This window comes from Mycolicibacterium austroafricanum (assembly GCF_902705885.1).
GTDB classification, from domain to species: domain Bacteria; phylum Actinomycetota; class Actinomycetes; order Mycobacteriales; family Mycobacteriaceae; genus Mycobacterium; species Mycobacterium vanbaalenii_A.
On sequence record NZ_CACSIP010000011.1, the window covers coordinates 88,814 to 113,133 of the forward strand.

16 protein-coding genes and 1 riboswitch are annotated in these 24,320 nt (G+C 68.3%); of the genes, 2 read left to right on the forward strand and 14 right to left on the reverse strand.

From position 1 onward, the window contains the following. Nucleotides 1-50: 50 nt before the first annotated feature. From BEMPMBAN_RS08630 to secA2, 14 genes are all read right to left on the reverse strand, one after another. A complete protein-coding gene (locus BEMPMBAN_RS08630) occupies nt 51-5,546 on the reverse strand; it encodes a type I polyketide synthase (protein WP_159229949.1) in 5,496 nt (1,831 codons plus the stop codon). Beyond that, nucleotides 5,543-7,321: an AMP-binding protein gene (locus BEMPMBAN_RS08635; RefSeq protein WP_159229950.1), complete on the reverse strand. Its 1,779-nt coding sequence runs from the start codon at nt 7,319-7,321 to the stop codon at nt 5,543-5,545. Before BEMPMBAN_RS08635 ends, BEMPMBAN_RS08630 begins: the two co-directional genes overlap by 4 nt. Before the next feature lie 561 nt (nt 7,322-7,882). Next, nucleotides 7,883-8,614: a thioesterase II family protein gene (locus tag BEMPMBAN_RS08640; protein WP_159229951.1), complete on the reverse strand. Its 732-nt coding sequence runs from the start codon at nt 8,612-8,614 to the stop codon at nt 7,883-7,885. Between the two features lie 52 nt (nt 8,615-8,666). Next, on the reverse strand, nt 8,667-11,543 hold the full coding sequence (gene gcvP / locus BEMPMBAN_RS08645) for an aminomethyl-transferring glycine dehydrogenase (protein WP_159229974.1): 2,877 nt from the start codon (nt 11,541-11,543) through the stop codon (nt 8,667-8,669). A gap of 216 nt (nt 11,544-11,759) precedes the next feature. Next, nucleotides 11,760-11,857: riboswitch (glycine riboswitch) on the reverse strand. A 42-nt stretch (nt 11,858-11,899) separates the two neighbouring features. Next, nucleotides 11,900-12,523 carry a MerR family transcriptional regulator gene (locus tag BEMPMBAN_RS08650; protein WP_159229952.1) on the reverse strand — a complete coding sequence of 208 codons (624 nt, stop codon included), beginning with the start codon at nt 12,521-12,523 and terminating at the stop codon, nt 11,900-11,902. Nucleotides 12,524-12,750: 227 nt separating this feature from the next. After that, nucleotides 12,751-13,245, reverse strand: coding sequence for a bifunctional nuclease family protein (locus tag BEMPMBAN_RS08655; protein WP_159229953.1), 495 nt, complete (start codon nt 13,243-13,245; stop codon nt 12,751-12,753). Nucleotides 13,246-13,348: 103 nt separating this feature from the next. After that, on the reverse strand, nt 13,349-14,101 hold the full coding sequence (ftsR, locus tag BEMPMBAN_RS08660; RefSeq protein ID WP_159229954.1) for a transcriptional regulator FtsR: 753 nt from the start codon (nt 14,099-14,101) through the stop codon (nt 13,349-13,351). 46 nt (nt 14,102-14,147) lie between these two features. Beyond that, nucleotides 14,148-14,618, reverse strand: a complete 471-nt coding sequence (gene garA / locus BEMPMBAN_RS08665; RefSeq protein ID WP_159229955.1) for a glycogen accumulation regulator GarA — start codon at nt 14,616-14,618, stop codon at nt 14,148-14,150. A 153-nt stretch (nt 14,619-14,771) separates the two neighbouring features. Next, nucleotides 14,772-15,167, reverse strand: a complete 396-nt coding sequence (gene gcvH / locus BEMPMBAN_RS08670) for a glycine cleavage system protein GcvH (RefSeq protein ID WP_159229956.1) — start codon at nt 15,165-15,167, stop codon at nt 14,772-14,774. Nucleotides 15,168-15,187: 20 nt separating this feature from the next. Next, a complete protein-coding gene (locus tag BEMPMBAN_RS08675) occupies nt 15,188-15,988 on the reverse strand; it encodes a DUF881 domain-containing protein (RefSeq protein WP_159229957.1) in 801 nt (266 codons plus the stop codon). A 3-nt stretch (nt 15,989-15,991) separates the two neighbouring features. Next, nucleotides 15,992-16,324 (reverse strand): small basic family protein, encoded by a 333-nt coding sequence (locus tag BEMPMBAN_RS08680; protein WP_159229958.1) that lies wholly within the window; start codon nt 16,322-16,324, stop codon nt 15,992-15,994. After that, nucleotides 16,321-17,214, reverse strand: coding sequence for a DUF881 domain-containing protein (locus BEMPMBAN_RS08685; protein ID WP_159229959.1), 894 nt, complete (start codon nt 17,212-17,214; stop codon nt 16,321-16,323). Before BEMPMBAN_RS08685 ends, BEMPMBAN_RS08680 begins: the two co-directional genes overlap by 4 nt. Nucleotides 17,215-17,242: 28 nt before the next feature. Then, the gene (locus BEMPMBAN_RS08690; RefSeq protein ID WP_159229960.1) at nt 17,243-17,881 is read right to left on the reverse strand and encodes a CDP-alcohol phosphatidyltransferase family protein; all 639 of its coding nucleotides are present in this window, start codon (nt 17,879-17,881) and stop codon (nt 17,243-17,245) included. A gap of 9 nt (nt 17,882-17,890) precedes the next feature. Next, the gene (gene secA2, locus BEMPMBAN_RS08695; RefSeq protein ID WP_159229961.1) at nt 17,891-20,191 is read right to left on the reverse strand and encodes an accessory Sec system translocase SecA2; all 2,301 of its coding nucleotides are present in this window, start codon (nt 20,189-20,191) and stop codon (nt 17,891-17,893) included. A 177-nt stretch (nt 20,192-20,368) separates the two neighbouring features. On the opposite strand from secA2, the gene BEMPMBAN_RS08700 reads away from it, so the two are divergent. Together BEMPMBAN_RS08700 and BEMPMBAN_RS08705 are read left to right on the forward strand one after the other, a co-directional pair. Next, nucleotides 20,369-22,273 carry an ABC transporter ATP-binding protein/permease gene (locus BEMPMBAN_RS08700; protein WP_159229962.1) on the forward strand — a complete coding sequence of 635 codons (1,905 nt, stop codon included), beginning with the start codon at nt 20,369-20,371 and terminating at the stop codon, nt 22,271-22,273. A 46-nt stretch (nt 22,274-22,319) separates the two neighbouring features. Further along, complete coding sequence (locus tag BEMPMBAN_RS08705; RefSeq protein WP_159229963.1) at nt 22,320-24,239, forward strand: ABC transporter ATP-binding protein/permease; 1,920 nt, start codon at nt 22,320-22,322, stop codon at nt 24,237-24,239. The last annotated feature ends 81 nt before the right edge of the window (nt 24,240-24,320 follow it).

Here is a 24,320-nt window from a genome sequence, read left to right on the forward strand (position 1 = left end):
ATGGTCTCGCGTGCCGGGTGAATTCGAGAAATCGAGTCTGGTGGGGGGCATCAGTTGGATTCGATACTGTCGAACAAACTGTCCAACAGGCTGTCGGACGAATCGTCGACCGCGTCGCCTTCCTGATGCGGCTCGGTGTCGGGAGCCACCTTGTCGGCCAGGTGGATCGCCAGGGACCCGATGGTCGGGTGGTTCCACAGCATCGTCGCGGACAGCTCCACGCCGGCGAGCTGCTCGACCTCTCGCCGGATCGACATCGCCATCACCGAGTTCAGGCCCATCTCGGCGAACGGTCGGTCCGTCTCTACCTCGCTCTCCGCGATTCGGAGCTCATTGGCCATGATGGCGCGCAGCCCGTCCTCGAGAACGGTCTGCACCTCCTCGGCTGACATCTCAGACCACACCGGCACCTGCGCCGGGCCGGTCGCCGACTCGGCCGATACCGCGTCGTCGGCCGAGGGCATCGGCGCCATCACCACATGGGGGACGTCGAACGTGCTGACGTACTCCCAGGCGGCGAACGCCTCTTCCGGCCTGATCGGCCGGGACCCGAACCGCTGCAGTTCGTCGACGACGACCTGCGCGTCGGAACCGAACCCGAGGCCCTGCCAGGCCACCCAGTCGAGGCTGACGGTGCGCCCACCCCGCCGATGCCGGCCGCGGGCCAGGCAGTCGAGGTAGGCGTTGCCCGCCGCGTACGCACCCTGACCGGGAACCCCGAACACGGTGCCTGCCGAGGCCGTGAGGTAAAGGAAATCGACACTATCGGCAGGGAACACCTCGTCGAGCAGTTCGGCGCCGGCCACCTTCGGCCACATCGTCTGCCGGAGGCGGTCCGTGGCGATGTCGGTCAGCAACTGGCTGTCGGTCAGCCCGGCGGTGTGGACGACACCGCGGATCGGTGGCGCACCCTCGTCGTCGCGCTTGGCGAGCAACGCGGTGAGCGCCTCGCGGGAACCGATGTCCAGGGCTGCCACCTCGACCGACACCCCGCGCTTCTCCAGCGCCCTGATCGCGTCGGTCTTGGCCCGTGCGTCGCCGTCGAGCGTCTGCCACTCGCGGCGCGGCGGCAGCGAGGTGCGTCCGGCCAGGACCAGGCGACGCGCCCCACGGTCGGCGAGCCAGTCGGCGGTGAGCAGCCCCAGAGCGCCCATGCCACCGGTGATCAGGTAGGCGGCGTCGGGACGGCACCGTACGGCCTCGTGGGGGCTGTCCGCGGCCCGCTCGGCCAGCGTCGTCAGCGTCGGCGACAGGAACTGGCCGTTGTCGAGAACCAGAATCGACTTCGCCGCCACGGGCAGCACAGTGGCCATCGCCGAGGCGCACGCCCCGATGTCGGCCGGGGCCGCGATGTCGACCAGACCGCCCCACAGCTGCGGCTCCTCGGCGCCGATGACGCCGGCAACGCCCCACAGGCAACTCTGCCGCAGCGCCCGCGCCGTGCGTGCGTCGCGGACCCCCTCGGTGACGATCCACAACCGGGGCTCGGTGTGCTGGTTCCGGCCGGCCAGGCGGCGCACCAGTTCGGCCACCTCCCCGGTGAGCCGCGCCGCACACTCGAAGTCGCTTTCTGCGCTGTCGTCAGGCCCGGCATCGGGGACGTAGACCACGCAGGCTGCTTCGGCCTCGTCGGCGAGGGAGTACCCGGCGTCGACGAGCCCGTCCCGCAGGGCGTTCGCGGTGTCACCGTCACCGAGCACCGCGAGCGTGGTGCCGGTCGTCGGGTGCTTCCCGACGCTCTCCTGGACCCACGGCTGCCAGTCGAGGGCATGCGCGACGGTGCGTGGGTCGGCGGGACCGGAGGTCGGCTGGGCGGGCCCGGCCTGCACGTCGACGTAACGCAGCCCTCGGATGGCGACTTCGGCGCTGCCGTCGGGAACGGTCACGTCGACGTCGACGACGAGGTCGTCACCGCTGTCCGAGCGGGGACGCACGGTCACCACCGCGCGGGTATCGGTGAGCTCACCTGTCACCGACACGGCCTCGGCGCCTGCGGGAACCAGCAGGCGCTCGTCGGTGATGTCGGTGAGGCGGGCGATCTGCACGGCGGCGTCGAGCAACGCGACCGACGACGCGTCGGGAACGTCGACGTCGGCGCGCAGCGCTCCGGACGCGGCCTGGCAGGTCTGGATCGACCAGGGGAACGGCTGCCCCTCGACGCCCCACTTGGCCTGCAACTCGTCCACGGTGGACCGGTCGTAGCCGCGTTCGGCGCCCCGGACCTCACCGGTCTGCGCCTCCGGTTCGTCGGCGGCAGTGTCGGCGCCGAGCACCGCGGAGACATGGCGCACCCAGCGGTGTGCGGCGGCGTCGGCGGACGGGGCCGACGACACCGTGATGGTCTCGCCGCTGACCACCACCTGGATCACCTGCGGCTGGCCGACCACGATCGGATGTTCGAACCGCAGGTCCGACAGCCTGGACGCGCCACACTCGGCGGCCGCGACCGACAGCGTGCGCAGCAGCACCGACATCGGCACCACCTCCACACCCTGGATGCGGTGGAAACCCGGATACGGTTTGGCCTCCCGGACCAGCCGCGCCTGCCACAGGTGGGTGGGCGGAGTGGTGGCGACCGCGGACCGTTCGCCGAGCAGCGTGCCCGACCGGGGTGCTGATCCCCCGCGGTGCTCCGGCTTGTGCACCTGCACCCAGTGCTTGGTGTGCGCCCAGGGGGTGGTCGGCAGCTCGGGATGCGGCTCCGGTGCGTGCACGGTGTCGGGCGGCTGGGTGGTGAAGGTGCTGTTGAGGTGGGTGTGGAAGGTCAGTGTCTCGTCGGTGTCCCGAAGCAGTGTGGGCACGGCGTGGTGGTGGGCGGTCCCCAACGTGTCGCTGATGCCGTAGGTGAGCAGCGGGTGCGGTGCGACCTCGACGAAGACTCCGTGCTCGGCGCCGGCTGCGGCCACCGCCTGGTGGAAGCGAACCGGGTTGCGCAGGTTGTCCACCCAGTAGTCGGCGTCGAACACCGGCTCGGGTCCGTCGTGCTCCCGGGTGGTGGTGATCAGCGGGATGGTCGGGGTCGCGGGCGCCAGGTCCTGCAGGGCGGCGCGCAGTTCGGGCAGGATCGGGTCGATCGTCGGGTGATGGGACGCGACGTCGACCTCGATGCGGCGGGCCAGCCGGTCCATCGCCGCCACTTCGGCCATCACCGCGTCGACCTGGTCGGGTGGTCCCGCGATCACCGTCTGGCGCGGCGAGGCGTACACGGCGAGGGTGATATCGGGACGGTCCGCGATGAGTTCGGCCGCGGCGTCCGGGTCGAGTTCGATCAGCGCCATCGCGCCCTGTCCGGACAGGCGCGACATCAGCCGTGACCGGGTGGCGATCACCCGCAGCCCGTCGGCGGTGCTCAGCGCGCCCGCCACCACGACTGCAGCCACCTCCCCCATGGAGTGGCCGATGACCGCGTCGGGGTGGACGCCGTAGGAACGCCACATCTGGGTCAGCGCCAACTGCACGCCGACCAGAACCGGCTGGATCCTGGCGATACCGGTCACCGGCTCTCCGCCGGCAAGAACCTGGCGCAGGGAGAAGCCGACCTGCTCGACGAATGTGGGTTCCAACTCAGCCACCGCGGCCGCGAACGCGGGCTCATCGACCAGCAACTGGCGGCCCATGCCGGCCCACTGCGAACCCTGGCCGGAGTAGACGAACACCGTCCCCGGCCTGCAGGACCCGTCGTGCGGGCCGACGACGCCGGGCGCGGACTGTCCCGCGGCCAGCGCCTGCAGACCCGCCAGCGCGCTGTCCCGGTCCCGGGCGCAGACCGTCGCGAACTTGGCCTGCCGACCACGATGGTGGTTCAGCGCGTGCGCGATCTGCGGGAGCGTCGCAGAGGCCCCGGGGCCGGCCATCCACTCGGCCAGCGTCGCCGCTGTCGCCGCGATGCGCTGCGGGGTCTTGCCCGATACCACCAGCGTGGTCATCGACGGCTCATCGGCGTCGACGACGGCCGGTTCGGAGACCGGGGCGGGCGCCTGCTCGAGCACGATGTGGGCGTTGGTGCCGCCGAAGCCGAACGACGACACACCCGCCCGGCGCGGACGGCCCGTCGGCGCCCAGTCGGTGGGTTCGGCGACGACCTTCAACCGCAGTTTGTCGAACGGGATGTGCGGGTTGGGGGTCTCGTAGCCGAGGTTGGCGGGGAGGCGGCCGTGTTGCAGTGCCAGCACCGTCTTGGCGAATCCCGCGATGCCTGCCGCGGCCTCGGTGTGCCCGAGATTGGATTTGATCGCGCCGATCAACAACGGGGCGTCGGCGGTACGCCCGCGACCGAGCACCGTGCCCAGTGCGCGCGCCTCGATCGGGTCCCCCAGCAGGGTTCCGGTGCCGTGAGCCTCGACGTAGTCGACCTCACGCGGCTCCAGCCCGGCGGCGGTGTACGCGGTGCGCAGCACCGCCATCTGGGCGGCCGGGTTGGGCGCCATCAGGCCGTTGGACCGGCCGTCCTGGTTCACCGCGGAGCCCCGGACCACGGCCAGGATCCGGTCGCCGTCGCGCTGCGCTTCGGAGAGCCGTTTGAGGACCGCGACCCCGCAGCCCTCACCCCGCACGAAACCGTCGGCACGGGCGTCGAACGCGTGGCAGCGACCCGACTGAGACATGGCTTCGGCCTCGTCGAAGCTCCGGGTGACCGCCGGCGACAGCAGCACGTTGACGCCTGCGGCCAGGGCCAGATCAGAATCGCCGGTACGCAGGCTCTGGCAGGCCAGGTGCACCGCCACCAGTGACGAGGAGCAGGCGGTGTCCACGGTCACCGACGGGCCGCGCAGATCGTAGTAGTACGAGACCCGGTTGGAGATGACGCTCAGCGCGCCGCCGGTCCCGGAGTAGGCGTTGACCTGGGTGAGGTCCATCGAGGCCATGACGGCGTACTCACCGAGGCAGGCACCGGTGAACACGCCCGTCTGGGTGTGGCGCAGGGCGTCAGGGCGGATGCCGGCGTGTTCGATCGCTTCGTGGGTGACCTCCAACAGCAACCGCTGCTGGGGATCCATCTTGTCCGCCTCGCTCGGCGAGATCTCGAAGTACTCCGCATCGAACTGGTCGATGTCGGAGAGGAACGATCCCCATCGGGTGGTGCCCGCCATCGCCGCGGCACCCTCGGGGGTTCCGTCGTCAAACCACTTCCACCGCCAGGACGGCACTTCACTGACCGCCGACCGGCCCTGCTCGAGGAACTCCCACAGCTCGTCGGGTCCGTGGATGTCGCCGGGGAACCGGCACCCCAGACCGATCACCGCGATCGGCTCCTCGGTCGAGGAACGATGCGCAGGCGAGGCGTCGGCGACCGCTTCGACCTCGCCGCCGGTCAAGAACTTGGCCAACGCGTTGATCGTCGGGTACTGCCAGAACTCCACCGGGGACACCGTCCGCCCCAGCAGTTCCGACAGCTCACCGGTGAGCACCACCGCATCGCTGGAGCCGACCGCCAGGTCGTTGAGCGGTGCGTCGAAATCGATTTCGTCGGGGCTGCAACCGATGTTGGTGACGAGATAGTCGACCAACCAGTTCCGAAGAGAATCCTCGTCGAAAGCAGAGGTCATGTAGTGACGTCCAAACGGCTGAACTCGTCCTGGCGGTAACGATCCACGCAGGCCGAGCGCCGTATCTTGCCGCTGGTTGTGATCGGGATCGAGCCCGGCGCCACCAGCACCAGGTCGGACACCCGAACGCTGTGGGACTTCTTGATCGCCGAGGTGACCTCGCGCTTGACGGCACGCAACGTGTCGAGCGCCTCGTCTTCGGAGTTGCCGCGCTTCTTCATCTCGACGACCGCGACCAGCTGCTCGCTGGTGTCGTCCAGGATCGAGATGGCCGCGACGCGGCCGCCGGTGATCTCCTGGATGGTGGCCTCGATGTCGTCGGGATAGTGGTTGCGTCCGTCGACGATCAGCAGATCCTTGATGCGGCCGATGATGAACATCTCACCCTCGGACATGACACCGAGGTCACCGGTGCGCAGCCAGGTGTTCTGCGGGGTGCCGGGCGACGGGTCGACGATCTCGCCGCCGAACGTGCGCTCGGTGGCCTGCGGGTTGCGCCAGTAGCCCGTGGCCACCTGCTCGCCGTGGACCCAGATCTCGCCGATCCTTCCGTCGGGATTCTCCAGGCGCGTCTCCGGATCGACGATGCGCACCGTCGACGACCGTGGGGCGCCGTAGCTCACCAGCTCCGAGCCACCTTCGACACCGCAGCGCTTCGCGTGCCCGGCGGACAGCTTCTCGTAGTCGAACCGCACCGTCGCGGGCGTGTGGCCGGACGGCGCCGAGATCACGTACAGCGTCGCCTCTGCCAGGCCGTAGGAGGGCCGCACGGTGGTGTCGGGCATGTTGAACTTGGCGAAGCGCTCGTTGAAGCGCCGGATGGTCTGGGAGTGGATCCGCTCGCTGCCGCTGATGATGCCCAGCACGCCGCCGAGGTCCATGCCTTCCAGGTCGGCATCGGTGGTGCGGCGCACCGAGAGCTCGAACGCGAAGTTCGGCGCGGCCGACCACGAGTGGGTGTTGAGCGCGAGCTGCTGGATCCAACGGGCGGGCTTCTGCAGGAAGGCCACCGGGCTCATCAGCACCGCGGGCCGACCCCAGGACCCGTCCGGCCCGTCGGGCGGGCACAGCAGGGACGCGAAGACACCCTGGATGAGGCCCATGTCGTGGTAGAAGGGCAGCCAGGACACCATCGTGGTGTCCTGCGGCGGCACCCCACCACGGTGCTCCATGTAGTCGGTGAAGATCTGGTCGAGGTTGGCGATCACGTTCCGGTGGGTCATGATCACGCCGGCGGGCGCCCGGGTGGAGCCCGAGGTGTACTGCAGGTAGGCGGTCTTGGGCAGCGGCCCGACGTTGACCTCGACGTCGCGCGGCGAGTCGAAGTCCAGCGCGTCGACCTCGATGACCACTGGCGCCACGCCACCGGGCTGGGCGCCGACGTAGTTCATGATCTCGCCGACGACGGCGGAGGTGGTCAGGACGGCGACCGGCTGGCAGTCGCGCAGCGCGCCGTTGACCCGCTCGTCGAGCTGGCCCATCGCGGGCACCGGAAGCGGCACGGCGATGAATCCGGCCGTCATGGCGCCGTAGAAGGCGATGATGTATTCCAGGCCCTGGGGCGCCAGGATCGCGGCGCGGTCACCCTTGGAGCCGTGGCGCAGCAGGCCCTCTGCGACGACCTGGACGCGGTGGTACATCTGGCCCCAGGTCAGGCTTTCGGCGAACCCTGCGGGATCGACGTCGTAGTCGATGAAGGTATAGGCCACGTCATCGGGCTGCGTCCGCGCGCGATCCGCGAGCAAGCCAGGGATGGTCGACTCGAGCAACGGCATGGCGACGTCCTTTCATCAATATTTCTGCGTCCCGGCTACGTTGCCGTGGATGGCAAACCGATCCGCAGCCCGTGGCCGCGCATCCCCCCGCTCGACCCGAAGGCTAACACCGAGCCGTCAATAATGTCGTCTAATCCGAGGAAGGATTAGACCACGAATTGCTTGCCAGAGGGAAGCGGGCAGTTCGGGGCGGATTTCGCCGGCAGTGTGCAAACGTCAGTACGCAATTTATTCCCCTGACCGGCATGACAGTTTTGCCAGCTAGGGGAACACCCCACCTAGTCCCACGGTTTCCAGTTGCTCCAGCCTGCCGGTGCCCGGTGCGCGAGCAGGTGGGCGGAGTGGCCGAAAACAGTGCTCCTATCGTCTTGACGCGTGCGTAAAGGGTTTGCGGATATTGCACAGCCACGTCGAGTTTTTTCCTGACTCTTCGGTAAGAACCAGCGGTTTTGGGTGCTTCCAGCGCCCGGATCAGCCCGCGAATCTGTGTGCGCGGGTGTGCTCGGGGCCGCTCACAGCGACGTCACAGGGTGTGGTGAACACCACAGCCCGATTTCGGGGTCAGCGACCGCTGCGATCCCAGATCGCCTGCTCGACCTCCGGTACCAGGGCGCCCAGATGGTCGTTGAGGTAGAAGTGGTGGCCCTTGAACTCCCGCACGGTGAACCCCGCGGTGGTGCGCTCCGACCACGGCGTCACCTTCTCGGCGGTGGCTATCTCGTCGTCGTCGCCGTAGAACACGTGGATCGGGCAGGACAACGTCACCTCGGCGGGACAGTTGTAATTCGCGATCGCCTTGAGCCCCCGCAGGGTGGGCAGGATCGCGGCGGCGAACTCGGGGTTCTGCATGAACTCCGGGCTGGCGCCGGTCAGCGTGCTGACCGCGGCGAGCAGGCCTTCGTCGTCTTCGGGGATGTCCTCGTAACCGACTCTGCCGGGGGCGGCACAGGCCGAGACGAACAACGCGGCGATCGGCCTGCCGGCCGCTTCGAACCGGCGGGCGACCTCGAATGCCAGCAGCCCGCCCATGCTGTGACCGAAAAAGGCGATGGGTCCGCCGTGGTCCCGGTCCGGCGAGACCATCTTGCAGACCTCGTCGGCCAGCGCCGGCAGGCTGGTGAACGACGCGAAGTCCTGCTTGCCGCGCTGCCCCGGATACTGCACCGCGACCCGCTTGATGTCGGTGGAGAACGTCTTGGCGAAGGGCACGTAATACTGAGCCGACCCCCCGGCGTGCGGGAAGATGAACAGCTTCGGCTGGGTCTCCACAGTCCCTTGCGCACCTCCGGTCATGCGGTCACTCTATCGGTCGGCACTGGTTCGGCACGGTGCCCGCCGCCGCTGATCAGGCGAAGGCCTCCACCGGCGGGCACGAACAGACGAGGTTGCGGTCGCCGTACGCGCCGTCGATGCGGCGCACGGGCGGCCAGACCTTCGGCCGGAACGACGCGCCCAGCGGGTAGGCCGCCTGCTCCCGGGTGTAGGGGTGGTTCCACTCGGTGACCAGGAGGCTCGCCGCGGTGTGCGGCGCACCCCGTAGTGGGTTGTCCTCTGCCGGCCACGCCCCGGACCCGACCTGATCGATCTCGGCCCGGATCGCGATCATCGCCTCGCAGAACGCGTCGATCTCGGTCAACGATTCACTTTCGGTCGGCTCGACCATCAACGTGCCGGCCACCGGAAAACTCATCGTCGGGGCGTGGAAACCGTAATCCGCGAGTCGCTTCGCCACATCGTCGACGGTGACGCCGGTGGTCTTGGTGATGGTCCGCAGATCGAGGATGCACTCGTGGGCGACCATGCCGTTCTCGCCCGTATAGAGCACCGGGTAGTACTCGTCGAGCCGGCGGGCGATGTAGTTGGCCGACGCGATCGCCACCAGCGACGCCGAACGCAGGCCCTGGGCGCCCATCATCCGGATGTAGGCCCACGTGATCGGCAGGATCGACGCAGAACCGTAGGGCGCTGCCGAGACGGTGCGCTCGTCGGCCAGTTCGGCAGCCAGCGGGTGCCCGGGCAGGTACGGGGCCAGGTGGCTGCGCACCGCGACCGGCCCGACGCCGGGGCCGCCGCCACCGTGCGGGATGCAGAAGGTCTTGTGCAGGTTGAGGTGGCTGACGTCGCCGCCGAAGCGGCCCGGGCGGGCGAGGCCGACCAGCGCGTTGAGGTTCGCGCCGTCGACATAGACCTGACCACCCGCGTCGTGCACCGCAGCACAGATGTCCGCGATGTCGTGTTCGTACACCCCGTGCGTGGAGGGGTAGGTGATCATCAACGCGGACAGGCGTTCCGCGTGCTCTGCGGCTTTGGCGCGCAGATCGTCGAGGTCGACGTCGCCGTTCGCCCGACAGGTCACGACCACCACCTTCATCCCGACCATGGCGGCGGACGCGGCATTGGTGCCGTGAGCACTCGACGGGATCAAACAGACGGTGCGGCCGGTGTCCCCCCTTGCGGCGTGGTACGCCTGGATCGCCAGCAGGCCCGCGTACTCCCCCTGCGATCCGGCGTTCGGTTGCAGCGAGACCTCGTCGTAGCCGGTGAGGCCGCTGAGCCAGATCTGCAGATCGGCGATCAACCGGCGCAGCCCCGGCGTGTCCGACGCCGGCGCGAACGGGTGCTGGCGGGCGAACTCGGACCAGGTGATGGACTCCATCTCTGCGGCCGCGTTGAGCTTCATCGTGCACGACCCGAGCGGAATCATGCTGCGGTCCAACGCGATGTCCTTGTCGGCGAGCGAGCGCAGGTACCGCATCATCTCGGTCTCGGTGCGGTACTTGTGAAACGCGGGATGGGTGAGGAACTCCGAGGTCCGGGTGGCGATGTCGGCGCCCACAAAATCCACGGGGCCGCCGGCCGGACCACCGGAGAAGGCTTCGATCACCGCCGAGACGTGGTCGTCGGTGGTCACCTCGTCACACGTCACCGAGATGTGGTCGTCGTCGACCATCCAGACGTTGATACCGCGTTCCTTGGCAGCCGCCTGCACCTGGAGCGCCCGGGCGGGCACCCTCGCCAGCACCGTGTCGAAGAACGAGGTGTGCACCACCTCGACGCCTGCCGCAGCCAGGCCGGCGGCCAGCGACCCGGCATGGCGGTGGACCCGGTTCGCGATCGCGGTCAACCCGGTGGCGCCGTGGTAGCTCGCGTACATGGCGGCCATCACGGCCAGCAGCACCTGCGCCGTACAGATGTTGCTGGTGGCCTTGTCGCGGCGGATGTGCTGTTCGCGGGTCTGCAGCGCCAGCCGGTACGCCGGCGAGCCGTCGGCGTCCTTGGACACCCCCACCAGCCGGCCGGGCAACTGCCGGGCGTGCTTGGAACCCACGGCCAGATAACCCGCATGCGGACCACCGAATCCCATTGGCACGCCGAAGCGTTGGGTGCTGCCGAAGGCGACGTCGGCAGCGATCTCACCGGGAGGCGTGACCAACGTCAGCGCCAGCAGATCAGCGCCGACAGCCACCAGCGCACCCCGTTCGTGTGCCTGACCGACCAGTCCGGCCCAGTCATGAACGTCGCCGCTGGCGCCCGGCAACTGGGTGATGACGCCGAAGAAGTCGCCGTCGGGCAGGCCCTGCCGCAGATCGGCGGTGACGATCTCGATTCCGAGCGGTTCGGCGCGGGTCGCGAGTATCGCGGCGGTCTGCGCGTAAACGTCGGTGTGGACGGCAATCCGATTGCTCGACCCCCGCACCGCCCGATGCATCAGCGTCATCGCCTCGGCGGCGGCGGTTCCCTCATCGAGCATCGACGCGTTGGCGACCTCCAGGGCCGTCAGGTCGGTGACCATCGTCTGGAAGTTGAGCAGCGCCTCGAGTCGGCCCTGGCTGATCTCGGGCTGATAAGGCGTGTATGCGGTGTACCAGGCGGGGTTCTGGAGGATGTTGCGCCGCAACACCGGCGGCGTGAGGGTGTCGAAGTAGCCCTGGCCGATCATCGACACCGCGACGGTGTTCGAGTCGGCCAGCGCACGCAACTCGGCCAGGGCTTCGGCCTCGGTGGCCGCCGGCGGCAGGTGCTCGAGCCCCGGAGCGATCCCGTCGGCGGTCACCGGATCGAAGATCGCGGCGGGCACCGCCTTGGCGGCGAGCTCATCGAGCGACGCGACACCGATCGTGTTCAGCAGCGTGGCCACGGCCTGCGCATCCGGCCCGATGTGGCGGTCGACGAAACGGAGTTCGGAGGGTTCGGGCCGGGAATCGGAGCCGGTCTCGGACATCGTGTTATCGGACATGACTGACATCTCCCGACGATTGCCGCGGGCGCGAGGAGCGCATGCGAACGGGCTCCTCCCCCTCTGTCGTCGACCCGTACCGGGCGCCTGAGAGATTCGGCCGGGCGGCTGAAGCCTTCAGCCGTGACCTTTCCCCATGGGCGGGTGGGCCGGTCCCCGGGAATGTCCAGGGGACGGGACCACCGCTTTCCAGAGGCATCGGGGCCTCACGCGGTCCTGGGGCCTGAGAGGTTGACGGAGAGGTGTTGCTCCTTCGGCGCCCGTGGCTGGCGGCCACGGAACTCTCCCGCGCAAGGGCGATGCGCGCCCGAGTCTACCGGTGGCCGCGGCGAGACGGCGGATCAGCCGATCTTGCGGTCGCGATGCTTGCGACGCGACGCCAGTTCGTCCTCCGGCGCGGAGATCGATTCGCCGCCGTCAGCCCGCTCACCGGGGAAGTCGGCGATCGCGCCGGTGAGTTCCCGCATCGCGCCGGAGACCGCGATGCCGAACACCCCTTGCCCGCCCTGGAGCAGGTCGACGACTTCCTCGGCCGACGTGCACTCGTACACCGTCGTGCCGTCGGAGAACAGCGTGATGTTGGCCAGGTCCTGCACACCGCGCTGGCGCAGATGATCCACCGCGACGCGGATGTTGTGCAGCGAGATCCCGGTGTCGAGAAGGCGCTTGACGATCTTGAGCACCAGAATGTCCTTGAACGAGTACAGCCGTTGGCTGCCCGATCCCGCCGCGCCCCGGATCGACGGCACCACAAGCGAGGTGCGGGCCCAGTAGTCCAGCTGGCGGTAGGTGATCCCGGCGATCTGGCAGGCGCTCGGCCCGCGGTACCCGACAAGCTCATCGGGTACCGAATCATCGGGGAACAGACCGCCCTGAACGGGCTCGGAGACCGCCCGAGAGGAGCTTTCCACCGGCGGTGCGCCGGTGGTCAGGTCCAGTTCCTCCTGGCGTGGCGTGTCTCCCACTTGTCGAATCCTCTCGCCAATAAAACCCGCGCCCTGACCTACGAGGCGCACGTTAACCCCGGCCGGAACTGTGTTGAGCATACGCTTGGGGGCCCGTCATGACTGCCCGTCGCGACCAAGTATGGCTGCCCGATTCGGCCCCGTGAGAAACGCCGCCCGCGTGTCGAGTCCGACGAGACGCATCCGTGACCATCCGTCCGCGGAACTGCTCTCGGGGGCTCTGAACGTCAGGTCGCCTTGAAATCGTCGGGCGAGACGCTGTCGAGGAACTCCTTGAACTTCTCGACCTCGTCCTCCCGCACGGCGCCCCCGGCCTCGTCGTCACTCTCGTCGGGGATCAGCAGTCCCGCCTCCGCGAGGACCGCCTCCTCGACGTAGATCGGCACACCCACCCGCAACGCGATGGCCACCGAATCCGACGGACGCGCCGACACCTTGATGTCGCGATCGAAGATCAGGTCTGCGTAGAAAGTGCCCTCTTGCAGGTCGACGATGCGCACCTCTTTGAGTGAATGGCCAAGCGCACCAATGAGGTCCCGGATCAGATCGTGTGTGAGCGGTCGGGCGGGCTCGACGCCCTGCTGTTCCAGCGCGATGGCGGCAGCCTCGGACTGGCCGATCCAGATCGGCAGGTAGCGATCACCGTTCGACTCACGCAGCAACAGAACGGGCTGGTTCTGGGGCTGCTCGACCCGAATGCCGATCACACGAACCTCACCCATCTGTGCCTGCCCTCCGCACCGGTGTGCTGCCCAATTCCGTCCGAGCCGAATAATGCCCGGGTGCCACGAATTCATCGAGAACCCGCCACCGCGAGTCTAGTCCTCAGCGATCCAGAACGTCGCGTACGGCCGACTTGATCAACGACGTGTGCAACGTGATCGCCAACGCCGCCACCTCGCGTGCCAGATCGTCGGCCCTGTCCCGCGCACCCGCCTTGTTCGCCTTGACCATGGGGCCCGCGATCTGCGCGATCAGATCGGACTGGCGGTCGGCAGCAGACCGGAAGGCCCGCAAGTGCCTCGGCTCGACACCGTAGTCGGCCAGGGCGCGGGCACACTGGGCGATCACCACGGCATGCTCGTCGAACAGGACGGTGCTGCCGCCCTTGAAGATCGGTGTGATCACCCCCGCCTTGACCAGGGAGGTGAGCAACTCGTCGTCGACACCGGAACGTTCCAGCAAGTCATCGCGGCTCAGCCGGGCCTGCGCCGGCCCGACCGCGGAACGTCCGGCAGGCAGCTCGTCGGAGCCTTCGGTGACGGTGGTCAGCCGCGGTGCCAGGTACCCCGATCCGGCCTGCGGCAGCTCACCGTCAGGCTGGGCGTCCAGCTGCGCCTTGATGACCTTCAGCGGAAGGTAATGGTCGCGCTGAGCGGTGAGGATGAATCGCAGGCGGGCACAGTCATAGGCGGTGAAGCGGCGGTAGCCCGATGCGGTGCGCTCCGGTGTGACCAGGCCTTCGGCTTCCAGGAACCGGATCTTGGAGATCGTCACGTCGGGGAAGTCGCTGCGCAGCAGATCGAGGACGGCCCCGATGGACATCCCGCTGAGTCCAGCTGCGTCGGGTTGTGTCATCGGGTCGGCGTGCGGTGTTGGTCGTGTCGGTTGCGGCGGCGGCCAGTCAGCCGGCGGCGCCGTCGTCGCCCTTCGGCCCGGTGAGGAACACCAGACGGAACTTGCCGATCTGCACCTCGTCGCCGTTGGCGAGCACCGCGGAGTCGACCGGTTCCCGATTGACGTAGGTGCCGTTGAGACTGCCCACGTCGACGACCTGGAACTCGCCGCCCTCCAACCGGAACTCGGCGTGCCGGCGGCTCACGGTGACGTCGTCGAGGAAGATGTCGCTGTCGGGGTGCCGACCGGCCGAGGTGGTGGGCTGGTCGAGCAGGAATCGCGACCCGGCGTTGGGGCCGCGCTTGACGACGAGGAGCGCCGAACCGACCGGCAGCCCTTCGACCCCGGAAACCGCACTCTCGCCGCCCGGTGCCGGCGGTGCATCGAGTTCGCTGAGGAAGTCGGCGCGGAACACCGATGTCGTCTCTACGGTGACCTCGTCAGAGTCAGCCCCAGAGTTCAAGTCCTTGTCCGTCACCCGCTGCTCCTCACTGGCTGCTGTGGCGATATCCGGCCGGAACCCCCAGCCGTCGCGCCGCTGGTGTCGACCGTACCGCGCAGTGGACTCAGTTGTGTCCACCACTGCCGGATCCGCGCGTTGCGATCCGGTCTGCTCGACCCTAACAACACCTCAGTCCGTCACGTGGTCGCGGTAGCCCTCGGCGTCCATCAGTTCTCCCAGACCGGCCTCCAGCGCGGCCCCGTCGGCCTGCAGTTCGACCAGCCAGCCCGCGCCGTACGGATCGGAGTTGACCAGCTGCGGGTTGCCGTCCAGATCGCCGTTGACCGCAACGACTTTCGCGGTGATGGGGGCGTACAGATCAGACACCGACTTGGTCGACTCCACCTCGCCGAAGGACTCCCCGGAGGTCACCTCCGTCCCCACGTCGGGCAGTTGGACAAAAACCACATCTCCCAGTGCGGACTGCGCGAAGTCGGTGACACCCACGCGCACCGTGTCGTCGCCGGTTCGCTGCACCCACTCGTGTTCGGCGGTGTAGGACAACTCGGCGGGGATCTCGCTCACGGCGCTCCTCTATCGGTGATCTATTTGACGGGCTGAGCGTATTGGCGGGGTTTCGGTTGCCGCAAGGCGGTGATGTCGACTCGGTCGGACTGTTGTATCACCATCCTGCCGCCGACGCGCTTGATGCTGTCCATCGCGCCGCCCGGGATGTTCATCGCTGCAGCCAGGGTGGGCGGATCGCCAATGGCGAGAACCGAATACGGGGGGTTCACCGTCGTGGTGTCGGCGACCAGCGCTCCCGGTGTGCCGACGACCCAGGTGTCGACCCCGACCCGCACGGCGACCTCCTCGCCACCCCGCTCCCCGCGGATCTCCATTGCCTCGGCTCCGGCTGCCCGCAACTCGTTGATCACGTCGAGCATCGTCTCCGGGGAGACGCCGGGCGCGGGGTCCTCGATGGTCAGCGTCACCCCCGGGCCGGTCGCAGGCACGGTGCCGATCATGATCGACAGCGCCGCCAGCCGAGCACTCGCGTTCTCGATCGCCGCTTGGTCACTGCTGCCGGAGGCACGGAGCTGGGCCAGGGTGCGCTGCAGGTCGGCAACCTCGGTGTTCAACGCTGCCTCTCGCCGCTGCAGAGAGTCCAGCAACAGCAGCAGGTCCGCGGGACGGGCGGTCTCGAGCGAGTCCCCCGACTCCGTCTGGCGGACCTGCGTGGCGATCGCCACGCCCAACAGCAGGCACAGCAGCACGGCCAGCGCCCCGAAGACGACCTGTGACCGGCCGCGGCGGGGCACCGGGCCCGGCGAAGCGCCGGTGTGCAGTTCATGACGGCCGTGACGGGAGTCGGCGGCGTGCTGCGGCGGGTGCTCGTCACTCATGGCTCACGCACCGAACAGCCTTCGCCGCAGCGCGGCGGCGTTGCCGAATATCCGAATTCCCAGGACCACGATGATCGCCGTGGACAGTTGGGTACCGACGCCCAATTGATCGCCCACGTACACGATCAGCGCAGCCACCAGGACGTTGAAGACGAACGAAACCACGAAGACCTTCGAGTCGAAAATCCGCTCCAGGTAAGCGCGCAGGCCACCGAACACCGCGTCGAGGGCCGCGACCACCGCGATCGGCAGGTAGGGCGCGACCACGTCGGGAACGCTGGGATGGAAGACGACACCGAGCACGATGCCGACGACGAGGGCGAGGATTCCGATCAATTGGGTCCACTCTGTCGGGCGAAGATCATGTCACGAACCGATGCTGCCGGTACGGCCAGCCCGTCACCCCCGGCGACGGAGACCCCGACGCCGTAGGACGTCTCCAGCAGCCGCAGCCGCCGCAGGCCGGCGCTGCGGTCGAATACGTCCTGCATCGCGTGCGGCGGGCCCACCGCGAGGATGACATATGGGCTGGCGATCGGCTGATTATCGACGAGGATGCCGCCGCCGGCCTGCCGGATCGTCACGTTCGGACCGATGCGCACGCCGCCCACCGAGATGGCCTCGGCGCCGCTGACCCACAGCGAGTTCACCACCAGCTGCAGGTCGCGGTCGAGGATCACCTGCCGGCTTCCGTCGACCCGCTGTTCGGACACGTCGGTGAGATCGGGCGAGGCGCCCGGGTCGGTGACGGTGACGGTCAACCCCGGCCCGATCACCGGCACCGCCGCCGCGGCGGCGTCGGCCTGGTCGAGGTCGGCGAGCAGCCGGCGGCCCACCGCATCCCCGTCGAGGCGGCTGCGCCGCGCGGCGTCCACCTCGGCAGCCAGCCGGTCCCGCCGGTCGGCGAGCTGCTCCGCCTCTGCCTCGGCGGAGCGCACATTGCCGGCCAGCACCTGCTGTGATTCTCGTACCCCCGGCGCAGTGGTCTGCGCCTGCGACCACGCCAGCGTGAACACGGCGACCACCACCACCGCCGCGAGTAGCTGCCAGATCCGTTCAGCGCCCTTACCGCGCGGCCGCCCGGCGTTCGCCGCTGCGGCATATCCGGGATCGAGGTGATCGGACAGCAGCGACCGCAACAGCGACGGCACCGGGATCAGCGTCGGTCTGCCCGCCTCATGGGTGTTTCGCCCCGATTCGGGGTCGAACCCCCCCAAGGTGTTCATGAGTTGATTATTCGCCCGGGGGCGCCGGTCATGGGCCAGACGTCCTCGTCGGCATGGTGCGCACCACCATTCCCACCTGGATCAGGTAGAGGATTCCCGACCACAGGTACAGGGCCAGGCCCCAGATGAGAAAGCCCCATCCGCATGCCAGCACCACCCGGGCCCAGAGCGCGTCGTACTGGCCGAGCAGTACCAACGGCAGCCCGGACATCAGTGCGAACGTCGCCGCCTTTCCGAGGTAGGTGACCGGTAGCGCCGTCAGCCCACGGCTGCGCAGCAGCGGCAGCGTCGCGGCCAGTACCAGATCCCGTCCGAGCAGCAGCGCCACGATCCACCACGGGATCACCCCGGCCACCGCCAGAGCAACCGGCACCACGACCATGTAGATGCGGTCCACTGCAGGGTCGAGCAGAGCGCCCAGCCGCGAGGACTGATTGTCCACCAGCCGCGCGATCTTGCCGTCCGCCCAGTCGGAGGCGCCGCTGAACATCAGCACGGCGACCGCCCAACCCGTCGCGTCGACGGCCAACAGCAGGTACAGAAAGACCGGCACCAACGCCAGCCGGATGACCGACAGCACGTTGGGCACCGTCAGCACCCGATCCTGCGGCAGCACTTCCCCGGTCGCGCCGTCCCCGCCCACCGAATCGCCCGAGGCGTTGGCCATCCGAGAAACCTAGCGGAACACGCCGGGCAGGCTCAGCGCGGACATCGAGTCGTCCGACAGCGGGTTGTCGTGCACCATGTACGTCCAGGTCGAGGTCGGTCGCGCCAACTTGGAAAGGTCGACGCCCTGCTCGTCCTCGATCGACGGCGCGGTGTCGAACGTCTGCTGAGCGGCCTCGATCGCATCGGCGGCCAGCGAGGCGAACGCGTCGACCGCCATCCGGTGGAACTCGTCGAGCGGGTTCTGCCTGCCCAGCGCCCGCAGGTGGATGCTCTCCCTGATGTCGGCCAGGTACGCCAGGTGCTCGGTCCAGCCGCGGTCGAGGTGGTAGAGCATGATCAGCCGGCAGATCTTCTCCAGCTTCTCCTCGGCGTCGTCGCCGAGCAGTTCGCTGAGTTCCTGGTAGCGCGTCGGCGACAGCTCCTTCAGCTCGTCGCGCGCCGTCGCAGTGCGCAGCAACGTGTCGCGCCGCTCGACGAGGATGGCGCGCTGCTGGGCGATGAGCTGGTTGTAGCGCCAGGTGGTGGCATGCACTTCGAGCAGCCGGCCCTCCGCGATGCGCTGGGCGTGTTCGAGCAGCGTCGCCGCCTTCGGGCTCACCACCCGGCCGTCCTCGTCGCATTCGAGGGGCAGCTTGTTGGGTTCGAGGTGGGACACCACAACGTCGTCCTCCCAACTGGAGAAGAACACCGACGAGCCGGGGTCGCCCTGCCGTCCGGCGCGACCGCGCAGCTGGTTGTCCAGCCGTTCGGTGTGATGCCGGCCGGTGCCGATGACGTGCAGTCCGCCGAGTTCGGCGACGGCATCGTGGTCCGCTTCGTCCGAACCGCCCAGCCGGATGTCGGTGCCGCGGCCGGCCATCTGGGTGGATACGGTGACTGCGCCCAGAGCGCCCGCCTCGGCGATGACGGCGGCCTCCTCGGCGTCGTTCTTGGCGTTGAGCACGATCGCCGGGACGCCGGCCTTGACCAGACGCTGATGCAGTTCCTCGGATTCGGCGACGTCGCGGGTGCCCACCAGCACCGGCTGGCGGGTCTGGTGGACGGCCGCGATGTGCTCGGCGATGGCGTCGTTCTTGGCGGCCACGGTGACGTACACCCGGTCGGTCTCGTCCTCGCGGATGTTGGGGGTGTTGGGCGCGATCGGTGACACCCCGAGCTTGTAGAACTGCCGCAGCTGCTCGCCGGCGGCCAGCGCGGTACCGGTCATGCCGCAGACCCGGGGGTATCGGTTGATCAGGGCCTGCACGGTGATGGTGTCGAGCACCTCTCCCGTCTCGGTGGTGGCGATGCCCTCCTTGGCCTCCACGGCGGCCTGCAGACCGTCGGGCCACCGCTGCAGTGTGGCGATGCGTCCGCGGGAGGCGTTGATCAGGTGTACGGCGTCGTCGCGCACGATGTAGTGGATGTCGCGTTGCAGCAGAACGTGGGCGTGCAGCGCGACGTTGATCTCGGTGAGCGTGGTCGCGACGTGCTCCTCGGAATACAGATCGATACCACCGAGGGCCGCCTCGACCTTGAGCGCGCCCGCCTCGGTGAGGTGCACGTTGCGGTTGTCCTCGTCAGTGGCGAAGTCCTTGCCTGGGTCGAGCTCGCCGACCAGCCGGATCAGCTCGACGCGCGGGGTCTCCCGATGGCTGGTGCCGGCCAGCACCAGCGGCACCAGCGCCTCGTCGACGAGCACCGAGTCGGCTTCGTCGATGAGTGCCACCTCCGGGTGCGGGGACACCAGGTCGTCGACGTCGGTGACCAGTTGGTCGCGCAGCACGTCGAAGCCGATCTCGTTGACCGAGGCATAGGTGACGTCACACTGGTAGGCCTGGCGCCGCTCGGCGGCGGTGGAGTCGGCGGTGATCCAGCCAACGGTCAGCCCCATCGCCTCGATCAGCGGTCCCATCCATTCCGCGTCGCGACGGGCCAGATAGTCGTTGATGGTGATGACGTGCACGCTGCGACCCGCGAGCGCGTAGCCGGCGGCCGCGACGGCGCCCGCGAGAGTCTTGCCCTCGCCGGTGGCCATCTCGACGACGTCACCGGCCAGCATCCGCAGCGCGGCCTGCAGCTGCACATCAAACGGCCGCAGGGCGGTCGTCCGCTCGGCCGCCTCCCGGGCGATGGCCAGGAACTGAGGGATGTCGCTGGAGTCGGCCAGGTCGTCGAGTTCGAGCAATCCGGCGGCTTTGCACAGTTGCTCGTCGTCGAGTCCCGAGGCCTTCTCGTCGTAGTCGGCGGACCGATGGACCAGCTCCATCGACTGCGTCTGGTCTTTGTCGGTACTGGCGCCGAGCAGCTTCCAGAAGCGGTTGGACATCCGTCCTGTTCTGGGTTTCGACGACGTTTTCGAAGAGGTCCGAGCCACACGTTCACGGTACGCGGCCCGCGCATGCGCCAGTGCCCTAGGCCGAGCGGGGCGGAATCCCGGTCTGTCGCGGCCGGCTGCGGTAGCTTCGCCGCAGGCAGGCTGGCCGGCGGGGGGGAGGTGCAAGGCTTGGACACCGAGACTTTCGAGCCGTCCATCGACTGGAGCCGCGAGCTGACGAACTCGGCGCTCTGGGTGGCGACGACGTTCGTGCTCACGGCGCTCTGCCTGTTTGTCGTGCTTCTGGCACTCGGCCGCTTCACCGAGTGGGGGCGCCAATTCTGGCGTGTCACAGGCGATTACTTCACCGGCAGGCGGAGCGTCACGGTGTGGTTGCTGGTCGGGTTCCTGCTGTTGTCGACCGTCGTCGCGGTGCGGATCAACGTGCTGCTGACCTATTACGTCAACGATCTGTTCACCGCGCTGCAGATCGCCTTCCAGGGCGGGACGTCGGCTGCGGCCGAGGCCAGCGGCGTCGCCGGGTTCTGGGCGACGATGGTGGTGTTCGCGGTGCTGGCCGGCTGCTTCATCGTCCGGTTGCTGCTCGACATGTACGTCATGCAGCGGTTCATCATGCGGTGGCGAATCTGGCTGAGCCGCCGCTTCATCGGCGATTGGCTCGGCGACCTGGCGTACTACCGCGCCCAGTTCTCCAGCACACCCATCGACAACCCGGATCAGCGCATCCAGCAGGACATCGATGTGTTCACCACCGGCGTGGGCGGCCAGACGAACAACCCGATGTACAACTCGGGCAACACACTGCTGTTCGGCGCGGTGCATGCCGTGCTGTCGGTGCTGACCTTCGGTGCGATCCTGTGGCGCCTGTCGGAACCGGTGACGCTCGCCGGATTGACCCTGCCCAAGGCGCTGTTCTGGATCGTGTTGGTCTATGTGCTGGTGGGCACCGTCGTCGCGGTGGTCATCGGCCGACCATTGATCCGGCTCAGTTATCTCAACGAGAAGCGCAACGCCGGTTTCCGCTACGCGCTGGTGCGGGTGCGTGACGGCGGTGCGGCGATCGGCCTGTACCGCGGCGAGCCCGCCGAGCGGTCGCTGCTGCAGGGGCGGCTCGACTCGGTGATGGACAACTACCGCCATTGGCTCAACCGGATGATGCTGTTCTTCGGCTGGAACGTGTCGATGAGCCAGGCGATCAACCCACTCCCCTGGCTCGTCCAGGCACAGGGATTGTTCGCCGGGCGGCTCTCCTTCGGCGACGTGTGGCAGTCCTCCATCGCCTTCGGCGCGATCCACGATTCGTTGTCGTTCTTCCGCAATGCCTACGACGAGTTCGCGAGCTACCGCGCGGTGATCATCCGTCTCGACGGGCTGGCCGAGCAGAACAACCGCGCCGCCGCCTTCGACTCGGTACACACGGCGCGGTCAGCGGCCGGCGCCCTCGAGGTGGTGGGCGTCGAGGTGCGCAAACCGGACGGAACCCCGCTGGTGGGCACTCTGGACATGCGCCTCGACGCCGGCGAGACCCTGCTGATCACCGGCCCGTCGGGGGTGGGCAAGTCGGTACTGCTGCAGAGCCTGGCGGGACTGTGGCCGTTCGCGGCTGGGCAGGTGCGCCTCCCGAAGGGCCGCGACGACGCGATGTTCGTCCCTCAGCTGCCCTACCTGCCGATCGGCGATCTGCGGGGTGTGGTCGCCTACCCGGCATCCCCGGGGGTAGTCGACGACCGGGCCATTCAGCAGGCACTGCTCGATGTCGCGCTGTCGCATCTGGTGATCCGGCTCAACGACATCCAGGACTGGACCAAGGTGCTCTCGGTGGGCGAACAGCAGCGCATCGCGTTCGCCCGCATCCTGGTGCACCGGCCCTCGGCGGTCTTTCTCGACGAGACGACGTCGGCGATGGACGAAGGCCTCGAACTGATGCTCTACCACGCAGTACGTGCGGCGCTGCCGCGGACCGTTCTGGTGAGCGTCAGCCACCGAGCGACCGTGCACCAGTTCCACGACCAGCGGCTGGAACTCGTGGGGGACGGCGAGTGGCGGCTGGGCCGACTCGCGCCTTCGGGTTAGCGTGCTCCACCACGCTGCGGGCCGACGGTCAGGGTAGTTTGCCCGAATGGAAACGTTCACCCCGACGCTGAACTGGGACAACGAGATCTGGACCTCGTTGGCATGGATCGCCAAGGGCTGGGCGTACGCCGCCGTCGCGACCCTGGTGGCGCTGGTACTGATCGCTCGGTACACCGAGTGGGGTCGCCAGTTCTGGCGGGTCACCCGGGGCTACTTCACCGGGCGCGACAGCGTGATCGTGTGGCTGTGGCTGGCGGGCATCCTGCTGCTGGTGATCGCGAGCGTCCGGTTGTCGGTGCTGTTCAGCTTCCAGGGCAACGACATGATGACCAGCTTCCAAGTCATCGCGGCAGGGGTCGGGGCCGGTGACGACACCGTTCGGGAATCGGGCCGGGACGGCTTCTGGCTGTCGATGACGGTCTTCGCCGTGCTGGCGGTGATCAACGTCGCCACGATCATGATCGACCTGTTGGCGACACAGCGGTTCATGCTGCGGTGGCGGGCTTGGCTCACCGACCAACTGACCGGGGACTGGCTCGACGGCAAGGCCTACTACCGCTCGCGGTTCATCGACGACACCATCGACAACCCCGACCAGCGCATCCAGATGGACATCGACATCTTCACCGCGGGTGTCGGCCCGCTGCCCAACCGGCCCAACAACACCTCGGGCACCACGCTGCTGTTCGGCGCCATTTCGTCGATCGCCGCGATGATCTCGTTCACCGCGATCCTGTGGAATCTGTCGGGCCCGGTGACCCTGCCGTTCGTCGGCGTGGAACTGCCGAAGGCGATGTTCTGGATCGGCCTCGCCTATATCTTGTTCGCCACGGTCGTCGCGTTCTGGATCGGTCGCCCGATCATCGGGCTGGCATTCCGGAACGAAAAGTTCAACGCCGCCTTCCGGTACGCCCTGGTGCGTCTGCGCGACGCTGCGGAGGCGGTGGCGTTCTACCGTGGCGAGATCGCCGAGCGCACCGGCCTGCGAAGGCTGTTCGCGCCGATCGTGGACAACTACAAGAGATACGTCAACCGGATGGCGGGCTTCCTCGGCTGGAACCTCTCGATCACCCAGGCGCAGGAACTGATTCCCTACATCGTGCAGTTCCCGAGGTTCTACAGCGGCGAGATCACCCTGGGCCAGCTCTCACAGACGGCGAGTGCTTTCCGTTCGATCCTGTCGGGCCTGTCGTTCTTCCGCAACGCGTACGACGACTTCGCCGGCTACCGCGCCGCGATCATCCGTCTGCACGGCCTGGTGATCGCCAACGAGGAAGGCCGGGCGCTGCCATCGCTGACCGCGGAGGACTCCGCCGGCGAAGGGGTGGAGCTCGACGACGTCGAGGTGCGAACCCCGGACGGACGCCGGCTGATCGACCCACTCGACCTGTCACTGCAACCCGGCGAGGCCCTGGTGATCACCGGTGCCTCCGGCACCGGAAAGACCACGCTGCTGCGCAGCCTGGGGCGGTTGTGGCCGTTCGCCTCAGGTTCGATCAGGTATCCGATCGAGGACAACGCGACAATGTTCCTGTCGCAGATGCCGTATGTGCCGCTGGGCGATCTGCGCGCAGTGGTGTCGTATCCGAACAAGATCGGTTCGATCACCGACGACGATCTGCGTGCGGTCCTGGAACGGGTGGCGTTGCCGCACCTGGCCGGTCGGCTCGACGAGGAGCAGGACTGGGCGAAGGTGCTCTCCCCCGGCGAGCAACAGCGCATCGCGTTCGCGCGCATCCTGCTGACCAAGCCGCAGGCGGTGTTCCTCGACGAATCGACGTCGGCACTCGACGAGGGTCTGGAGTTGATGCTCTACCGACTGGTGCGCAGCGAGCTCCCGGACACCATCGTGGTCAGCGTCAGCCATCGCAGCACGGTCGAACAGCATCACACCCGGCAGCTGCAACTGCTCGGCGAAGGCCGGTGGTACCTCGGGGATGTCGGTGAGGAGCCGACGCGCGTGTAGCGGCCTACGGCTGGGAACGCGCCGCGTGCTCTCCCGCCCGCCGCGCCGCGTGCTCTCCCGCCCGCCGCGCCCCGTGCTCTC

Excerpts from the sequence above, each read along its gene's own strand:
- BEMPMBAN_RS08640 (WP_159229951.1), bottom strand. The coding sequence starts at position 8,614 with ATGACCGGAGGTGCGCAAGGGACTGTGGAGACCCAGCCGAAGCTGTTC.
- BEMPMBAN_RS08685 (WP_159229959.1), bottom strand. The coding sequence starts at position 17,214 with ATGAACACCTTGGGGGGGTTCGACCCCGAATCGGGGCGAAACACCCAT.
- BEMPMBAN_RS08690 (WP_159229960.1), bottom strand. The coding sequence starts at position 17,881 with ATGGCCAACGCCTCGGGCGATTCGGTGGGCGGGGACGGCGCGACCGGG.
- BEMPMBAN_RS08635 (WP_159229950.1), bottom strand. The coding sequence starts at position 7,321 with ATGCCGTTGCTCGAGTCGACCATCCCTGGCTTGCTCGCGGATCGCGCG.
- gcvP (WP_159229974.1), bottom strand. The coding sequence starts at position 11,543 with ATGTCCGAGACCGGCTCCGATTCCCGGCCCGAACCCTCCGAACTCCGT.
- BEMPMBAN_RS08675 (WP_159229957.1), bottom strand. The coding sequence starts at position 15,988 with ATGAGTGACGAGCACCCGCCGCAGCACGCCGCCGACTCCCGTCACGGC.
- secA2 (WP_159229961.1), bottom strand. The coding sequence starts at position 20,191 with ATGTCCAACCGCTTCTGGAAGCTGCTCGGCGCCAGTACCGACAAAGAC.
- BEMPMBAN_RS08630 (WP_159229949.1), bottom strand. The coding sequence starts at position 5,546 with ATGACCTCTGCTTTCGACGAGGATTCTCTTCGGAACTGGTTGGTCGAC.
- BEMPMBAN_RS08705 (WP_159229963.1), top strand. The coding sequence starts at position 22,320 with ATGGAAACGTTCACCCCGACGCTGAACTGGGACAACGAGATCTGGACC.
- BEMPMBAN_RS08655 (WP_159229953.1), bottom strand. The coding sequence starts at position 13,245 with ATGGGTGAGGTTCGTGTGATCGGCATTCGGGTCGAGCAGCCCCAGAAC.
- ftsR (WP_159229954.1), bottom strand. The coding sequence starts at position 14,101 with ATGACACAACCCGACGCAGCTGGACTCAGCGGGATGTCCATCGGGGCC.